This is a genomic window from Paenibacillus sp. FSL R7-0216 (genome assembly GCF_037969915.1).
In the GTDB taxonomy this organism is placed as follows: domain Bacteria; phylum Bacillota; class Bacilli; order Paenibacillales; family Paenibacillaceae; genus Fontibacillus; species Fontibacillus rhizolycopersici.
In genome coordinates this window covers 4911197-4927494 of record NZ_CP150222.1, presented here as the reverse complement: position 1 = coordinate 4927494, position 16298 = coordinate 4911197, and the positions used below count along the sequence as shown (strand labels likewise).

At 56.1% G+C, this 16298-nt stretch carries 16 protein-coding genes; 11 read left to right on the top strand and 5 right to left on the bottom strand.

Features of this window, described 5'->3' with window-relative positions:
* The first annotated feature begins 463 nt into the window (after positions 1-463).
* On the top strand, positions 464-1507 hold the full coding sequence (locus MKZ15_RS22660; RefSeq protein WP_339818392.1) for an agmatine deiminase family protein: 1044 nt from the start codon (positions 464-466) through the stop codon (positions 1505-1507).
* 30 nt (positions 1508-1537) lie between these two features.
* The gene (gene aguB / locus MKZ15_RS22655) at positions 1538-2416 is read left to right on the top strand and encodes an N-carbamoylputrescine amidase (RefSeq protein WP_339818389.1); all 879 of its coding nucleotides are present in this window, start codon (positions 1538-1540) and stop codon (positions 2414-2416) included.
* Positions 2417-2504: 88 nt separating this feature from the next.
* Here aguB and MKZ15_RS22650 read toward each other — a convergent pair whose 3' ends face one another.
* A complete protein-coding gene (locus MKZ15_RS22650; RefSeq protein WP_339818386.1) occupies positions 2505-3554 on the bottom strand; it encodes a hypothetical protein in 1050 nt (349 codons plus the stop codon).
* A gap of 131 nt (positions 3555-3685) precedes the next feature.
* Between MKZ15_RS22650 and MKZ15_RS22645 the strand changes: the two genes are divergently transcribed.
* Positions 3686-4663, top strand: coding sequence for a DMT family transporter (locus MKZ15_RS22645; RefSeq protein WP_339818384.1), 978 nt, complete (start codon positions 3686-3688; stop codon positions 4661-4663).
* Here MKZ15_RS22645 and MKZ15_RS22640 read toward each other — a convergent pair.
* Together MKZ15_RS22640 and MKZ15_RS22635 are read right to left on the bottom strand one after the other, a co-directional pair.
* Complete coding sequence (locus tag MKZ15_RS22640) at positions 4660-6165, bottom strand: aminotransferase class V-fold PLP-dependent enzyme (protein ID WP_339818381.1); 1506 nt, start codon at positions 6163-6165, stop codon at positions 4660-4662. The two genes, MKZ15_RS22645 and MKZ15_RS22640, sit on opposite strands and share 4 nt — an antisense overlap.
* Before the next feature lie 140 nt (positions 6166-6305).
* Positions 6306-6785, bottom strand: a complete 480-nt coding sequence (locus MKZ15_RS22635; protein WP_155604748.1) for a DsrE/DsrF/DrsH-like family protein — start codon at positions 6783-6785, stop codon at positions 6306-6308.
* A gap of 326 nt (positions 6786-7111) precedes the next feature.
* Here MKZ15_RS22635 and MKZ15_RS22630 point away from each other — a divergent pair, with 326 nt between their 5' ends.
* Positions 7112-7972: a M23 family metallopeptidase gene (locus MKZ15_RS22630; RefSeq protein WP_339818378.1), complete on the top strand. Its 861-nt coding sequence runs from the start codon at positions 7112-7114 to the stop codon at positions 7970-7972.
* A gap of 106 nt (positions 7973-8078) precedes the next feature.
* A complete protein-coding gene (locus MKZ15_RS22625) occupies positions 8079-8585 on the top strand; it encodes a hypothetical protein (protein WP_339818375.1) in 507 nt (168 codons plus the stop codon).
* 59 nt (positions 8586-8644) lie between these two features.
* Here MKZ15_RS22625 and MKZ15_RS22620 read toward each other — a convergent pair whose 3' ends face one another.
* Together MKZ15_RS22620 and MKZ15_RS22615 are read right to left on the bottom strand one after the other, a co-directional pair.
* A complete protein-coding gene (locus tag MKZ15_RS22620; RefSeq protein WP_339818373.1) occupies positions 8645-9487 on the bottom strand; it encodes an aldo/keto reductase in 843 nt (280 codons plus the stop codon).
* On the bottom strand, positions 9484-10707 hold the full coding sequence (locus tag MKZ15_RS22615) for an MFS transporter (protein ID WP_339818372.1): 1224 nt from the start codon (positions 10705-10707) through the stop codon (positions 9484-9486). Before MKZ15_RS22615 ends, MKZ15_RS22620 begins: the two co-directional genes overlap by 4 nt.
* 192 nt (positions 10708-10899) lie before the next feature.
* Between MKZ15_RS22615 and MKZ15_RS22610 the strand changes: the two genes are divergently transcribed.
* The 6 genes from MKZ15_RS22610 (at position 10900) to MKZ15_RS22585 (ending at position 16277) form a co-directional block, all read left to right on the top strand.
* On the top strand, positions 10900-11271 hold the full coding sequence (locus MKZ15_RS22610; protein WP_155604753.1) for a helix-turn-helix domain-containing protein: 372 nt from the start codon (positions 10900-10902) through the stop codon (positions 11269-11271).
* A 43-nt stretch (positions 11272-11314) separates the two neighbouring features.
* Complete coding sequence (locus MKZ15_RS22605) at positions 11315-12016, top strand: response regulator transcription factor (protein ID WP_193416955.1); 702 nt, start codon at positions 11315-11317, stop codon at positions 12014-12016.
* Positions 12009-13151: a HAMP domain-containing sensor histidine kinase gene (locus MKZ15_RS22600; protein ID WP_339818369.1), complete on the top strand. Its 1143-nt coding sequence runs from the start codon at positions 12009-12011 to the stop codon at positions 13149-13151. The genes MKZ15_RS22605 and MKZ15_RS22600 overlap by 8 nt, the downstream gene beginning before the upstream one ends.
* A gap of 81 nt (positions 13152-13232) precedes the next feature.
* Entirely contained in the window at positions 13233-14150 is a 918-nt protein-coding gene (locus tag MKZ15_RS22595) for a sugar ABC transporter permease (protein WP_339818366.1), read from the top strand.
* Positions 14151-14270: 120 nt separating this feature from the next.
* Positions 14271-15098 (top strand): carbohydrate ABC transporter permease, encoded by an 828-nt coding sequence (locus MKZ15_RS22590; RefSeq protein ID WP_339822565.1) that lies wholly within the window; start codon positions 14271-14273, stop codon positions 15096-15098.
* An 18-nt stretch (positions 15099-15116) separates the two neighbouring features.
* On the top strand, positions 15117-16277 hold the full coding sequence (locus tag MKZ15_RS22585; RefSeq protein ID WP_339818363.1) for an HlyD family efflux transporter periplasmic adaptor subunit: 1161 nt from the start codon (positions 15117-15119) through the stop codon (positions 16275-16277).
* The last annotated feature ends 21 nt before the right edge of the window (positions 16278-16298 follow it).

Genomic DNA, 16298 nt, shown 5'->3' with positions numbered 1-16298 from the left:
TGTCTTCAACTTTGTGTCCCCATTATATCGTTTGCAGCAAGGCGGTGCCGCCGATAATCAGGCATTGATTTTCCGGTCAAGACTTCCATTGTGGGCAAGGGAGATTTGTTATATGATATCATGGTAAATTGGGTGAACGCGCTAGTATTTGGGGGCCATCCGCAGGTCTAACGCTTACCACAGCGCTTAAGTCGGCTCAAATCGCCGATTTTACATTTTATCGCTGCTCACCGTGCTTAAATCTTATTTTTTGAGCCGGAATCAGGTGGTTTAATGGAAATAGTGATCCACAGCGTCGTTAGAAACGGTACAACGAGGAAATCCTTCAAATAGCGTTTCTCATCCGCGTTAGAGCAGTGGGAACAGCCTGCGGGCATCCATGACATGGAGAATCACTAGGAGGCTGCCCCGAAATCTAGTTTGAAACGATAAATAAATCATATTTTTGAGCGTGGAGGAAACGATGTATCCTAAAGACTTCAACTATAAAATGCCAGCCGAATGGGCGGCACATGAACGCACCTTTATCTCCTGGCCGATACAGGAGTCGATGGTTTATCCCGACCGGTACGCCGAAGTGTGCGACGGGTATGCCGAATTCATTACGGCGATCGCTGAATTTGAACCGATCACGGTGGTCGTGAATCCGGACGATTTACAAAAGGTGAAGGCCCGCTTTGAGCAGGATCCAAACACGGGTCGCATCTCTTATCTGCCGATTGAGCATAACGACGCTTGGCTGCGCGACAACGGCCCGACGTTCCTCGTCAATCCGGAAGGGGAGCTGGCCGGGGTTAACTGGGGTTTTAACGCCTGGGGCGGCAAATATTCGCCGTGGGATCTGGACGATGCGGTCGCGCCGCATATCCTTGAAGCCCTCAAAGTGAAACAATTCGACGCGCCATTGGTGCTCGAGGGCGGCTCCATCCATGCGGACGGAGAAGGTACGCTACTGACTACCGAGGAGTGCCTGCTGAACAAGAACCGCAACCCGCACATGAGCCGGGAAGAGATCGAGGCGGCGGTCAAGAGCTTTACGAACGTCGACCAAATCATCTGGCTGAAACGCGGTCTGAGCGGGGACGAAACGGACGGACATATCGACAACGTGGCTTGCTTCGCCGCACCGGGCAAGGTCATCCTGCAAGTATGCGACGATCCCAGCGACGAGAACTATGCCATTACGCAGGAAAATATCGCGATCCTTAGCGAAGCAACGGACGCCCAAGGCCGCAAGCTGGAGATCCTTCCGATCCCGCAGCCGCCGCAGGCGTTCTACGAAGACAGCCGTCTGACGCTGAGTTATTTGAACTTTTATTTCGTCAACGGCGGCATTATTTTGCCGGTCTTTGGCGGGGCTGCGGCGGAAACCGACCGCCAGGCCGTGAAGGTGCTGAGCGAGGCGTTCCCGGATCGCAAGATCCGTACCGTCGACGGCATGGCCATCATCCGCGAAGGCGGCAACGTGCATTGCACGACGCAGCAAATGGCGGCAAGACGCCCATAAACTTTTAGCGAAAGGGGTTCGATCAACGACATGAGAAACGTCAAAGTGGCAGCAACGCAAATGAGCTGCTCGTCCAATAGAGAAGAGAACATCGCCAAAGCCGATCAACTGGTTCGACAAGCGGCGGCGCAAGGGGCACAGATTATATTGCTGCAGGAGCTGTTCGAAACCCCTTATTTCTGCCAAAAAGAAAAGTCTGACTACTACGTCTATGCGACGGAGATGGAGGAGAACGCAGCGATCCAGCATTTCCGTAACGTGGCCAAGGAGCTGGAAGTGGTTCTGCCGATCAGTTTCTATGAGAAAAAGAACAACGCCCGTTACAACTCGCTGGCCGTGATCGACGCCGACGGCGAGGTCCTCGGACGTTACCGCAAGAGCCATATCCCGGACGGACCGGGGTATGAGGAGAAGTTTTATTTTAATCCGGGGGATACCGGGTTTAAAGTGTGGAAGACGCGTTACGCGAAGATTGGCGTCGGCGTCTGTTGGGATCAGTGGTATCCGGAGGCCGCCCGCTGCATGGCGCTGATGGGCGCCGAGCTGCTGTTCTATCCGACGGCGATCGGCTCCGAACCGCAGGACGGCTCGATCGACTCCAAGGATCACTGGCAAATGTGTATGCTGGGGCATGCCGCTTCCAACCTGATGCCGGTGATCGCTTCGAATCGCGTCGGCACGGAAACCGACGAAGAGTCGAGCATCACCTTCTACGGCTCGTCCTTCATCGCTGGGCCGCAAGGCAACAAAGTCGTGGAAGCCGACCGTGCGGAGGAGACCGTGCTGGTGGCGGAATTTGACCTCGACCTGTTGGAGATCCAGCGGATCGAATGGGGGATTTTCCGCGATCGTCGGCCGGATCTCTACAAGATCATCACCTCTTACGACGGCGAGCTTCGCATCGACTAAACCGCATAAGCAACGCCAGATCGTGAAGCCCCCAATTCCACCGTATTTTGTGATTGGGGGCTTTTGCCGATGAGGCGAAGCCGGCGGGTCAAGGCGAGCCGGGTTGAGTGATGTCCGGGTTGGCATCCATGATGGCTTGCGCGATCCCCATCAGACGGGGCAGATAGCGATGTACCTCGTCCGCCCGGCGAAGCAATGCCGCAGTCGATGAGACGCCAAGATCGGACAGCAAGGCAAGGAAATCCGGGGCGAGCTGCTCCCCGAGCTCCGGGGCGTCAGCCGCTAGAATCTTATGGCAGCGCGCAAATGTGGCGGTGATCCAGAACACCGCCTCCTGATGGCGCCCGTTCTGAATCAGTTCGCGGCTGCCGTCGATGGCGACCGGACGCGCGCCGGGAGTAATGTCGCTGCGGAAGGGGAACGGCGTTACGGCCCTCGCCGCAGCCATGTCGAATGTGCGGGCCAACGCTTCCAGATGTGACTGCGTCTGCGCAGCGGTGAGTTCCTCGCACCCGAGGAGCTGAAGCAGCTTGGCATATACCTCGCTGTGCCCATACGCCTCAAGCACCTCTCGGGCAGCCAGGTAACGAAGCCGCACCGTCGGATTGCGAAGGGCGGCGGTCAGCAGGACGTGGGTCGTGATCCCGGTCGGGAACAACCATCCCAAGATCTGATCTTGCCGTGGCGCATCGGGATCGATACTGCGAAGTCCGCGTTCGATTCGGTCAAGCGCATGCTTGCAGCGCCGCAGGACCCAAGGCTTCTCGGTGAAGCGAGAAGCCACTTCGGCCTGCAGTTGGCGAAGCCGACCTGTCGGGTCGGCGATGATCGTATCCGTCCGGAAGCTTCCGGCCAGATGGTAATCCGATAACACGGTTTCGGCCGAGGACAGCTGGTTCCAGGACAGATAGGTGACCTCAAGCAGCACCTGATCGACATGGAATTTCCCCGGTTTGGCCGGAGGTTCCTCTAAATCGGTGACGATGATGAGATCGACGTCGGAGCTCACCGGCAGCTCCGCTTCCTCCGGAAGTCCAACCGTTGAACCGCTGAAGTAAGCTCCCAGGTAACCGGCTTCCCGGCTGGCATTTTGGCCGACCCACCGGGCCGCGGCCTTACGGGCTTCTACGATTTTCATCCGTACCTCCTCGTAATGATGCATGCATGTTTCGATGAGGCTCGAAGCATCCCCGTGATACAATCAGGATCACTAGAGTTCAGGGTGACTTTATTCATATGCCCGGACGTTCAAAGAAAGAAGGGATAAGAGTGGCACGATCGCTGTATTTTGCATTAATACTACTTAGTTTGATTTGGGGAGGGTCCTTTTTCTTCATCAAAATCCTGCTGCCCGACTTCGGTCCCTGGACCGTCGCGTTCCTGCGTTCTACCTTCGGGCTCGCAACAATTACGGGTGTGATGCTCGTCCTGCGCAAGCCGTTTGGGTTCCGCGCGATACCCTGGGTGGCCATGATCATTATGGCGCTGGTCAATACGGCGATTCCATGGGCGTTGATCGGATTCAGTGAGACGCGGCTGACGAGCAGCCTGGCGTCGGTGCTGAACGCAACAACCCCGCTTTGGACGCTGGTGGTAGGCGTCGTATTCTTTCGCGTCGCCACGACCCGCATGCAGTGGGCGGGGATGGGCATCGCCTTCCTCGGCTTGCTCGTGCTTGTTGGTGTCAGCCCAACCGCACTCGCCTCGGTGGATCTGCTTGGGTTCAGCTGCATGCTGGCGGCAACGTTATGTTATGCCGTTGGCACGCATCTGTCGAAGCGACTGTCCGGCGGACTGTCGATGTATCAGGTCACCTTCGGCACGTTGATTAGCGCGATGGCGGGCAGCGGGCTCATGGCGCTGACCCTCGAGCGGGACTCGCTGGCGCCGCTGGCTTCCCTTCCCACGCTTGGCGCGGTGATCGGGTTGGGCGTGTTTGGTTCGGGGGTAGCCTATATTCTGTTCTACTTTATGGTGCAAAAAGGAACCCCGCAATTCGCCACTACCGTCACGTATCTCGTTCCGGCCAGTGCGATTATTTGGGGGTTCACGTTGCTGAACGAACCGGTAAGCTGGCGTTTGCTGGCCGGACTGGTGTTTATCCTCGGCGGGGTGTACCTCGCGAACCGGAGCGGCTCGCGCAGCGCCAGACAGGCAGCCAAGCGGCAGGAGAGCTCGGCTGGTTCTGGTTCTGGCGCTGGCGCCGAATCGGAAGCGGCAGCCCTCCCGGCCAAGCCGTCTCGTTAGCCTCCGACCCGCAAGGCGTGAGGCTCCGGCAAGCGAAACCATTTGTCCAGGTCGATCCGGGGTTCTCCACGTCGATGGTACCACTCGTTGGTTCGTGGATCATAAGTATAGTCGCTGGCCCAATCTCGACCTAGGGCGGCTACCTGACCAAGCGCATATCCGATATAGGCGACTTCGCCCGTCGTCATCATCGGATGCAAGGAGATTCGCACCCAGCCAGGTTTTACCGTGAAGTCGCCGCCGGCGATTCGCCGGGCGATGCGCTGCGAGGCGGTCTGATCGAGTCCAAGCAGATAATGGCCATACGTTCCCGCGCAGGAGCAGCCGCCGCGCGCCTGGATGCCGAAGCGGTCGTTCAGCAGCTTGACGGCCAGGTTATAATGGATCGGCTCCAAGGTGAAAGAGACAATGCCAAGACGCTCACGGCTGCTTCCGCCTAAGACGTTCAGGCCCGGGACGGCTTCAAGCTCCGTCAGCAGCCGATTCGTCAGCTCCCGCTCCCGGCGCAGCAGGCGGCCGATGCCCATCTGCTCCTTGAGTCGCAGACTTAATGCCGTACGGATCGCCTGCATCACCCCCGGCGTCCCGCCATCCTCCCGCGTTTCGGCATCGGACAGATACTGGACTTCGCCCCACGGGCTGGTCCAGGATACGGTACCGCCTCCCGGGCGGTCCGGCGACGCCTCTGCGCACAGCCCCGCATCCATCACCAGCACCCCGCCCGTGCCGGGGCCGCCCAGGAATTTATGCGGGGAGAAGAGGATGGCGTCGAGCCGTTCCCCCGGCGCTCCCGGCGGGTGCATGTCGATCGGAGTATAGGGCGCGCTGGCGGAGTAGTCCACCACGCAGATGCCGCCATGCTGATGCATTACCCGGGCGAGCTCGTGAACCGGCGTAACAAAGCCGGTCACGTTGGAACAGGCGGTGAATGCGCCTATCTTGACGCGTCGGTCCCGATAGCGGCTTAGCAGGGAGTCTAGCCGGCTGGGGTCGACGCGTCCGTCCACCCCTGGCGGGAGGCATACGACTTCGCCAATCGTTTCCGTCCAGGAGATGTGGTTAGAGTGGTGCTCCATATGCGTGACAAAAATAACCGGCCGTTCCCGTTCGGTCTTACCGCTCCGGAACGGCTCACGCCACGGGGCAGGGGCCTTCAGCCCAAGCAGGCGCTGCAGCTTGTTTACTGCCCCCGTCATCCCCGTCCCCTCGAACAGCAGGATGTCGTTTGGACCGGCGTGGACATGGTGCTTGACGATCCGCTTGGCTTCTTCATAAGCGGTGGTCATGGCGGTGCCGGTAAAGCTGGCAGCGGTGTGGGGATTGCCTGCGAACGGACCAAACTCCTGGGCCAGCTTCGTTTCAATCGGCCGATACAGGCGGCCGCTGGCTGCCCAATCGGCATACCGCAGCGTTTGGATCCCGTACGGCGTCATAATTGGATGCCGGTAGCCGATCGTATTTTCCCGGTAAACCTCGAATTCCAATTCCTCTGTCTCCAGCAAGCCGAGTCTCCCCCTATAGGTAATTGTAAATAATCACGCTTTAGGGTATGTGCATTCGCCTAGGGGCGTTAGGGGAAAGGAAGAGAGTTCGGAAAACGTCCACAAAGGGGACGGGCGGCTCGCTGAAGACAACCTCGACTTCAGATAAACAGCTGTATGTCCGATTCCAGTGCATCGCGCAGGTACGTTTGCGCATCGATGATCTCCAGCTCTGGGAGGAACTCCTCCGGCTTGAAGCCCATGATGTCGACCGACAGCTTGCAGCCGTAGAACTTGATGTTCTTCTTACGGGCTCCTTTCAAGAAATGGATCAGCCGGGGGGCTTCCTGGTCTTCGATCATCTCGTTCAGCATCCATTTGCCCAGCCCGCTGTAATTCATTTTGGAGAGGGGCAACTCCTCCGGCCCTTTGGGGGTCATCCAGGTCATCAGCTTTTCGTACAGCGTCTTATCCTCCAGCGTCATTTTCTCCGGATCGCGCACGAGAAACAGGCCCCAGAAGGCAAAAAACATCGTCACCTCTACGTCGATATCCCGCGCGCTATTCGCCAGAATCAGTCCGGCCATCGCCTTATCGTAATCCCCGCTGAACATCAGCAAGTTCATCCTTCTTTGCGCCATCGCAACCAAGCCTCCATCATTGTTGTTGGATAAAGCTGGTATTAGTATGGTTCAGGGGAGGCCGTCTATCCTTGGTTCATAAATCGCTCAAAATTTACTGCAATTTGGGGTCCACCGGGCGATGGCTGATTTCCAAATCCAGTCGTATTCCAAGGGATCAAACCCTCCATTTTTTTCTTGTTTTTCGTAACTTGCACATTCCTCGGCTTTTTATGCAATCCCCTTTTTACTCTTGAGCCACTTCCAAAATCCACCGCTTATCTGTCCTCCTCATTTCCTGTACGATGGAAGGAGTCCAACTATTACATCTGCTAGGGGTTGACATCATGAGTAACAAGAAGTGGACACTGGGCATCGCTGGGGCAATCGCCGGCACCTTGTTATTTAGCAGCATATCCAGCGCAGCGCCTTACACGGTGAAATCAGGGGACTCCCTGTGGCAAATCGCAACAGCCTACCAAATCAGCACAACACAGTTAAAATCGATGAATCAGTTAACCAACGATTGGATTTATCCGGGTCAAGTGCTGCAGGTCCCTGGACCAACGGCTTATACAGTGCAAAATGGAGAAACACTTTGGTTGATCAGCTTGAAATTTAAGGTTTCGTTGAATTCGCTGATTTCAGCAAACCCGCAATTATCGAATCCCAATAATATCTGGGCCGGATTGCAAATCAATCTCCCGGCGGAAGCGAAATTATCCAATACCGTATCCAAGCCAGACCGGTTCGAAAATGGCTTCTTCCCGCTCGCCAAGGGGACGTATACCCCGATGACGAACAGTTATGGCGATGGACGGGCATGGGCTGAAGATGGTACTGCTCAGCGCACGCACGAGGGGATCGACATTTTCGCTGATGAAGGGACCCCCGTCTACAGCGCGATGGCCGGAGAAGTCATGAACTACGGCTGGAGCGAGCTTGGCGGCTGGCGGTTGACCGTGCGGGTCGACGGTTCTACCGCATTTTATTATGCGCATCTGTCGCGTTATGCGAAGGGGATTGGAACAGGCAGCAAAATAACGAAAGGTCAGTTGATCGGTTACGTTGGCAGCACGGGCTACGGCCCGGAGGGGACATCCGGTCTATTCCTGCCGCATCTGCATTTTGGTATCTACCAGACGTCGCCGTGGAAAGCCCTCAACGCCTATCCGTACCTAAGCTGGTGGGAAGCGAATCGTTCCTAGCAGGGCCGAAGGCCCTTGATTCCCGGGGTGCCTTTGAGGTACCCTTTCTTTACGCCGTCTACAACCAAACCGGCGAGACATGTTTTTTAGTTTGAGGTGATCGTTTATGAAGAAATCCGTCTTAGGATTAGCGGCGGCATTAGGACTGCTCTTGCTTGCCGGATGCAGCACGTTTGATCCGGTCGACCAGGCGCTGACCCGACTAAGACCGGCTGAAACCAAGGCGACCTCCGAGCATGTGGACGGCCCCTTCACTGTAGAGCTATCGGTTCCGAAACGCGCTGGTTTAGACGCGAAGTTTACGCTGATCGCTAGCCTGCACAATCTGTCAAAACAACGGTTTGAACTGCAGAGCAAGCCACGGGTGTTTCATTACCTGATTGTAGACAGTGCGGGGAACCGGGTGAACACGATCACCGAGGTGGACCGTGCGGTAGCTCGCAGCATGGGGGGCGAAACGGATATCAACGAGTTTTTCGAAACTCGAATCGATCGGATCGGCACGTATGAAATTTATGCGGTCGCTGAATTTTCGGTCAAAGAAGATGGCGTATACAAGGACCTCACGTACGAGACGGAACATCACCGCATCGAAATCGGCCCCTACAGCTGACAAAGAGCAGACCCGAAGGATCTAAAGGATCCCCGCGGCATCTGCTCTTTTTGGTATGGTTAGAAATCGAAATGGTCGGGGTCCGGCCCGATCCGAAGGTTCTGGTTCAAGGCGCTGATCCGCGCCATATCCTCGGCCGTCAACTCAAAATCGAATACGCTCGCGTTCTCGGCAATGCGGTGCGGCTTGGTCGATTTCGGAATGGTGACCACACCGTTCTGCAAATCCCAACGGAGGATGATTTGCGCCACCGATATCCCATAATGGCGGGCAAGCTCAACCAGTAAAGGATGGTCCAGCAATTGCCCTTGCATCAGCGGGGACCAGGCCTCCATTTGAATGCCGTGCTCGCGGCAAATGGCTTGCACTTCTTGCTGCGTCAGACGCGGATGATATTCGACCTGGTTGATCATCGGTATCGTCTCTGCGTCCGCCATTAAGTCCTTCAGATGATGAACCTGGAAGTTGCTGACGCCGATCGCCTTGACCTTACCGGCTTGGTAGAGCGTCTCCAGCGCCCGCCAGGCTTCTTTGTATTTACCAGCCACTGGCCAGTGGATCAGATACAGATCGAGATAATCCAAACCCAGTTTGCGCAGGCTCGTTTCATAAGCGGCCAGCGTCTCTTCGTATCCGAGGTCGGCATTCCATACCTTCGAGGTGACAAACAAGGCTTCACGCGGGATACCGGTTTGCTGCAAGCCTTCGCGGATGCCTTGTCCAACCCCCGTTTCATTCCCGTAGATCGCTGCCGTATCAATGCTGCGATAACCGTGGGCAATGGCGGATTTGACCGCGTTTACGAGTTCGGGTCCCTCCTCGACCTGGAATACGCCAAGACCCAGCCAAGGCATCTTCACTCCATTGTGCAGCGTAGTGGTATCTTGTAAATGGGTGATCATAATAGTTGAACCTCCTGTTGAAGTTTAGGATGGGCGTGCTTTTCTTGCCGATCTTTCTGTTCCAGAACGCGGCTCCAGCTGGTGAGAAGCACGGCAGCCGCGACCATTAGCGCGCCGATCCACGAGGTGTGGATGAGGCCGATCGAATCGGCGATGACCCCGCCCAGGTAAGACCCAAGGGCAATTCCGGCGTTGAAAGCCGCGATGTTGATCGCAGAGGCAACATCGACGGCGGACGGGACGAACCGCTCCGCTAACATGACGACATACACCTGCAACCCCGGTACGTTCATAAAGGCGAGCAGTCCCATGAGGAAAATGGTGACCAAGCCAGCGGCCTTAAACGGTGCCGTAAACAGTAAGGCGAGCAGGATGAGCGCCTGGACCATAAACATATAGAACAAGGCTCGGACCGGCTGGCGATTCGACAGCTTGCCGCCAACCATGTTACCGATGGCGATGGCGACACCGTAACCGAGTAAAATGACCGCAACGGCGCTTTCCTTAAATCCGGTAATCTCCAGCAGAATCGGCGACAGGTAGGTGTAGACGACAAAGGTGCCGCCATAACCCAAAGCCGTAATGGAGAACAACAGCAACAATCGGCCGTTCGTCACCAGCTTGACTTGATCGCGGAACGCGGTTCGTCCCCCTTTCCGCAAGCCGGATGGTATCAGCAGACTATTGGCGATGAAGCCAACCAGCCCCACGGTGACAATGACGATAAACGCGGCGCGCCAGCCGAGTTGTTGTCCAATAAAGGTACCCAGCGGCACCCCGGTGACCGTCGCGACGGTCAAGCCGGTGAACATGATCGAGATCGCACTGGCTCGGCGGTGCTCGGGTACCAGATCGGCGGCGATCGTAGATCCGATCGACATGAACACGCCGTGCGAGAAGGCGGAGACGACCCGGGCAACGAGTAACATGCCGATGCCGGTCGCTGCAGCTGCCAGGGCATTGCCGATCATGAACACGACCATGATCCCTAGCAGCAGCGTTTTGCGTGACAACCGTGCCGTTAGTGATGTGAGAACCGGCGCCCCGAAGGCGACGCCCAAGGCATATAAGGAAACGGTCAAACCTGCCGTGGTTGTGGAGATGTGCAGATCCTCGGCGATCAAGGGTAGCAGCCCCACGCTAATAAATTCGGTAGTCCCGATCGCAAAGGCGCTAATCGCCAAGGCAAGCAGCGCGAGGGTACTTCGTTTTTTATCCATAAACCTGTCTTTAACCTCCCAGTGATGATGTGGATTAAGAGCGGCTGGCGTCTGCGAGATTTCTGCAGAAGCGAGCGACAAATGCTATTATGGGAGATAGGGTTTATTTTGAGAAGTACGCACTTTCAAGTGATATAGGCACCAAAAAGTAGGGTAGGCACATTTTTGTGCCTATTAAAAGGAGCAAAGACGATGAAAGAGAAGAAATACAATATTTCTGTAGAAGCGACGCTGGAGGTGATCGGCGGGAAGTGGAAATGTGTAATCCTGTGCCACCTGACGCACGGACGGAAACGGACCAGTGAATTGAAACGACTGATGCCCGACATTACGCAGAAAATGTTAACCCAGCAGCTGCGCGAGCTGGAGGCAGACGGGGTTATTCGGCGGATGATCTACCAGGAGGTCCCGCCCCGGGTGGAATATGAGCTAAGCGAATATGGAGAGAGTTTACGCGGGATTCTGGATGCGCTCTGCGCTTGGGGAGAGCAACATATCTGCAAGGTATATGGCAGCTATGATGTTCTGGATGAGAACGTCTTAAACGAACATTTGAAATCGTGAAGCGTCATCGGTTATGCTGTCCATGAAAAGGAGCGATGGATCGATGAAACCCATCACGGTATTGATTGCAGACGACGAGGCGGAAATCGCCGACTTGATTGAACTGCACCTGGCCCGGGAAGGATACCGCTGCATCAAAGCGGCCGACGGACAGGAGGCGCTGGATGTCATCCGGACACAGTCCGTGGATCTGGCCATCTTGGATATTATGATGCCGAAGATCGACGGGTACGAAGTGACCCGGCAAATCCGCGAACAGCATCATCTCCCGATTATTTTCCTCAGCGCCAAAGCAACCGACCTTGATAAAATCACCGGCCTGGTTCGCGGGGCGGACGATTACATGACTAAGCCGTTTAATCCGATGGAGCTGGTGGCCCGGGTGAACGCCCAACTGCGGCGTTTTATTCAGCTGAATCCCTCGGTCGCCGCTCAGGTGGACGAGCCGGTGCTGGAGGCCGGTGGGCTCGTGATCCACCCCGAGCAGCGAACGGTGTTCCTGTACGGCGAACCGGTGGAGCTTACGCCAAAGGAGTTCGATATTTTGGTGCTGCTCGCCAGCCATCCGAAGAAGGTGTTCAGTTCGGAGCATATTTTTGAGAAGGTCTGGGGCGAGGCTTATTATGAAGGCGGGAATACGGTCATGGTGCATATCCGGACTCTGCGCAAGAAGCTGGGCGAAGATCAGCACAAGAACAAGTTGATCAAAACCGTCTGGGGAGTAGGGTATACGTTCAATGGATAACCACATGGATAAACCGAAGTTTCGCAGCTTCCGCTTCCAAATGATCCGATTGTTTGGGCTGAGCATGCTGCTCTCCGCCGGGACGACCTTTCTGATTTACCTGGCGCTGCGGGGGTACTACCACACGCTGCTTCGCGAGGACCCGCTGTATGATGTCCGTCGGATCATGCGTGAGATCGGCGACATCAACGTATTTTTGATTATTTTCATCCCGCTCTCGTTCTTATACTTCTATCTGCTTACCCGGCGTTACGTCGCTTACTTTCGGGAGATTTCCCGGGGCATCAACCAACTGGCGGGAGGAGATTTCACGAATCGGGTCCATGTTCCTTCCGGCGACGAGTTCGGAGAGATTGCACGGGACATCAACCTGGCCAGCGAGAAGCTGCAGCAAGCGGTGGAACGGGGGGATTTTGCCGAGAACAGTAAGGAACAATTGGTGCTGAACTTAGCCCATGATCTTCGAACCCCGCTAACCTCCGTCATCGGATATCTGGACTTCATCTTGCAGGGCAAGGATTTAACCGCCGAGCAGATGAAGCATTACACGACGATTGCTTACACCAAATCGCAACGGCTGGAGAAGCTGATCGACGAGCTGTTCGAAATCACACGGATGAATTACGGCAAGCTGAGTATCCACCGCCGGCCGCTGGACTTGAGCGAGCTGCTGACTCAATTGACCGAAGAGATGTACCCGGTATTTGAAAAAAATCAGCTGACCGCCCGTCTGGAGACGGAGCCGCAGCTGATGATCTCCGGCGACGGCGATCTGCTCGCCCGCGTCTTCGAGAACCTGCTGTCCAATGCCGTTCGTTACGGCAAAGACGGTGAATACCTCGACGTCCGCGTGGCGCTGGACGGGGAAGAGGTTGTCGTGCGCGTCACCAACTATGGGGATTCCATTCCGCCGGACGAGCTGCCTCACGTGTTCGACATGTTCTTCACCGGCGATCGGGCGCGCACGCACCAGGAAGGCAGCACCGGGCTGGGCCTGTTCATCGCCAAGAATATCGTGGAGCAGCATGAAGGCACGATCTCGGTGCAAAGCGATCTGATCCGCACGGAGTTCGAGGTGCGTTTGCCGAAGCTTGGATCTCATGAAAAAACGCTTCGTCATGAAAAGCTGACTTAAGAAAAAGTTTAGGTTTACCCCACTTTTGATTTTAACAGTCCGCCTTATGCTTAAGAGCAAGAACGGCAGGAGGATTGGAAAATGAAAAAGTGGGTTTTTTTGCGTGCGCCAAAAAGCCAAGCCTCCTCGCGATTCGCGAGGTGGCGACGCGGGGATGCCGCCGCAGCCGGGTTGTTCCTGGCGCCGAGCGTGGCCGGGTTCGGGGTCTTCTATCTGATCCCGTTTGGGATGAGTCTCTTGTATTCCTTCCAGAGCGGCATCCCCGGCGGAGGCTTCGCCGGATTGGCGAATTACCGCGAGCTTCTGGCCAGCGATTCGTTCCGGAAGGCAGCGGCCAACACGCTTTATTTCAGCGCGCTTGGCGTCCCCTTGATGCTGGTGCTGTCCTTGATTCTCGCACTGTTGTTAAATCGGCAGATCTACCTGCGGAAGTGGCTGCGCACTTCGTACGTGCTCCCACTGGTTGTGCCGGTGGCGTCGGTCATCCTCATCTGGCAGATGATCTTTGACTGGAACGGCGTGCTGAATTATACCCTCAGCCGCTTCGGGATGGAGCGCGTGGACTGGATGAAGACCGGGGCCGCCCGGTATGTCGTCATCGTGGTGTATTTGTGGAAGAACATCGGCTATAACGTGATTTTGTTTCTGGCCGGCCTGCAGCAGATTCCGAAGGACTACTACGAAACGGCACAGGTCGAAGGCGCAGGGCCGGTCCGCCGATTCTTCGGCATCACGCTCGTTTATTTGACGACCACCACGTTCTTCGTGGTCATCATGTCCATTATCAACTCGTTTAAGGTATTTCGGGAGACGTATTTGCTTGCGGGCGATTATCCGCACGACAGCATCTACATGCTGCAGCATTACATGAACAATATGTTTGTTTCGATGGACATTCAGAAGCTGACGGCTGCGGCGGTGTTAATGGTTGCCGCCATCCTGGCGATCGTCCTGGGCTTGTTCGGGCTAGAACGCCGATACCGACAATTCATGGAATAGAAGGTCGGTTTTTAGGACGAAGCGTCTCGGTCCTGCAAAGCCGACAATAACGCGCATATTTAGGAGGTGCAGGACGTGCAGGCGTTCCAAACGATACGTAAGGTGTTGTTAACCGGGGGGATGAGTCTAGTCGCTGCGATGCTGCTGTTCCCGATCATCATTACGTTCACCAACTCGCTGATGAGCGAACAGGAGCTGGTCATCGATTACGGCAATATCGGGAAATTGACGGAGGCGACCTCAACCGGGGCCGAAACCTTCGTCAATTTGAAATGGGTGCCGGACCAGGTCACATTGGAGCAATACGGTCAACTGTTGGTACGTACCCCCAACTATTTGCTGATGTTTTGGCATTCCGTGGGCCTGGTGCTGCCGATCATCGCCGGACAAACGGCGGTGGCCGCGATGGCGGCTTACGCGCTTTCGAAACTGCGGTTTCGCGGTCGCGACGCGGTGTTTCTGGTGTATTTGCTGTCGATGTTGATGCCCTTTCAGGTCACGCTGGTCCCTAACTATCTCATGGCCGATAAGCTGGGGCTGCTGCACCATTCGGGAGCGGTGATTTTGCCGGGGATTTTCGCCGCATTTGGGGTCTTTATGCTGCGCCAGTTCATGCTGCATATCCCGTACGCCTATATCGAAGCCGCCAAGATGGACGGCGCCGGTCATCCGCGGATCTTTCTGACGATCATCCTTCCGATGGTCAAGCCGGGTCTCGCCGCGCTGGTGATTTTGCTGTTCGTGGATTATTGGAACATGGTCGAGCAGCCGTTAGTTTTCTTGGATCTGCTCCAGCAGCCTTTATCGGTTTTCTTGTCGAGATTAAGCGGCGAGTGGGGGACAGCTTTTGCTGCTTCGATGTTGTACATGTCGCCGATGGTGCTGCTGTTCCTTTATGCCGAGACGTATTTCATCGAAGGCGTGCAGCTGTCCGGGATCAAGGGGTAAGGAGGAGAAGCTTACGTCATGGAGCTTACGAAAGAACAAACCGATCGCAATAGGAAAAAGATGATTTTAATCGCCTTTATGGCTCTGATGGGAGGACTGCTGTTCTTCACCTTGTTCAGCAATACGCTGCAATCGGTGACGTTGCCGAAGGTCCGGACGGGCCAAGCCAAGCTCGGCGGACTTACCTACAAGCTGGAAGCCAGCGGCGTATTGCAGCCGGCCAAGCAGGCGGAGCTTCCTAATCCAGCAGGCTGGAAGGTTCGGAAGGTTCTTGTGAAGGAAGGAGCCCGCGTGAAGAAAGGTCAACCGCTGGTACTATACGACAGCGCCGCTGCTGAGAGGGAGCTGGAAGACGAGTCGGATCAACTCAAGAAGCAGCGGATTGCGCTGCAGACGATCCAGGACCAGTTCATTGAGGCCACGGTTGGCGGTGACGAGACCGGTCTTCGGGAAGCGAAACGCGAGATGGAAACGCGCAAGCTGGATCTCTCCATGCAGGAGCGAAAAATCGAGGGCCTAAAGGAGCAACTCGACCGCCAGCGCGAGCTCGTCGCCCCGTTTGATGGAGTCGTTGCAAAAGTGAATGCGGTAGAGGGTTTGGCTTCGGCCGGACAACCGGACGTGGTCGTATCGAGCGACATCGCGGGCTACCGCTTGGAGATGACCGGCGATGCCGAGCTGATCGGCCGCCTGCAGGTTGCGACCGGGCAGACGCTTGAGGTCGCGGTTGCCGCCTCAGGCGATCAACCCGCTCGTACGCTAGATGGAACGGTTGAGGAAATCGCTGACGCAGGATCACGTATCGCCGGATCAGCGGAGGATCCTGCCGGAACGACGGCGGCGGTTCCGCTGAAACGGCTGCGCGTCCAGGTGGCCGATCCCGTACTGAAAGGGGGTGAGCAGGTCTCGATCAAGCTGGATCAGACTTCCGCGGACCAAGGTTGGCTCCTTCCGAACGAAGCGATTCATCGCGACGGCGATACGCGGTTTATTTTCAAGGTGGAGGAGCGGCGCGGGGCCTTGGGTAACGAGTTTATCGCTCGTAAGGTGACGATTGAAGCAAGCGCAGGGAATGAAGAAGAAACGATGATTCCGGCGGACCGCCTGTATGAGGGGGACCTAATTATTCTGGAAAGCAGTGAACCGCTGCAGGATGGGAACCGGGTTCGTTTGCAATAAATTTGATCTAGGGAGGCTTGA

Bases quoted from the DNA above. Each gene is read 5' to 3' on its own strand.
- MKZ15_RS22660 (WP_339818392.1), top strand. From the start codon at position 464: ATGTATCCTAAAGACTTCAACTATAAAATGCCAGCCGAATGGGCGGCA.
- aguB (WP_339818389.1), top strand. From the start codon at position 1,538: ATGAGAAACGTCAAAGTGGCAGCAACGCAAATGAGCTGCTCGTCCAAT.
- MKZ15_RS22650 (WP_339818386.1), bottom strand. From the start codon at position 3,554: ATGAAAATCGTAGAAGCCCGTAAGGCCGCGGCCCGGTGGGTCGGCCAA.
- MKZ15_RS22635 (WP_155604748.1), bottom strand. From the start codon at position 6,785: ATGGCGCAAAGAAGGATGAACTTGCTGATGTTCAGCGGGGATTACGAT.
- MKZ15_RS22630 (WP_339818378.1), top strand. From the start codon at position 7,112: ATGAGTAACAAGAAGTGGACACTGGGCATCGCTGGGGCAATCGCCGGC.
- MKZ15_RS22625 (WP_339818375.1), top strand. From the start codon at position 8,079: ATGAAGAAATCCGTCTTAGGATTAGCGGCGGCATTAGGACTGCTCTTG.
- MKZ15_RS22620 (WP_339818373.1), bottom strand. From the start codon at position 9,487: ATGATCACCCATTTACAAGATACCACTACGCTGCACAATGGAGTGAAG.
- MKZ15_RS22615 (WP_339818372.1), bottom strand. From the start codon at position 10,707: ATGGATAAAAAACGAAGTACCCTCGCGCTGCTTGCCTTGGCGATTAGC.
- MKZ15_RS22610 (WP_155604753.1), top strand. From the start codon at position 10,900: ATGAAAGAGAAGAAATACAATATTTCTGTAGAAGCGACGCTGGAGGTG.
- MKZ15_RS22605 (WP_193416955.1), top strand. From the start codon at position 11,315: ATGAAACCCATCACGGTATTGATTGCAGACGACGAGGCGGAAATCGCC.
- MKZ15_RS22600 (WP_339818369.1), top strand. From the start codon at position 12,009: ATGGATAACCACATGGATAAACCGAAGTTTCGCAGCTTCCGCTTCCAA.
- MKZ15_RS22595 (WP_339818366.1), top strand. From the start codon at position 13,233: ATGAAAAAGTGGGTTTTTTTGCGTGCGCCAAAAAGCCAAGCCTCCTCG.
- MKZ15_RS22590 (WP_339822565.1), top strand. From the start codon at position 14,271: ATGAGTCTAGTCGCTGCGATGCTGCTGTTCCCGATCATCATTACGTTC.
- MKZ15_RS22585 (WP_339818363.1), top strand. From the start codon at position 15,117: ATGGAGCTTACGAAAGAACAAACCGATCGCAATAGGAAAAAGATGATT.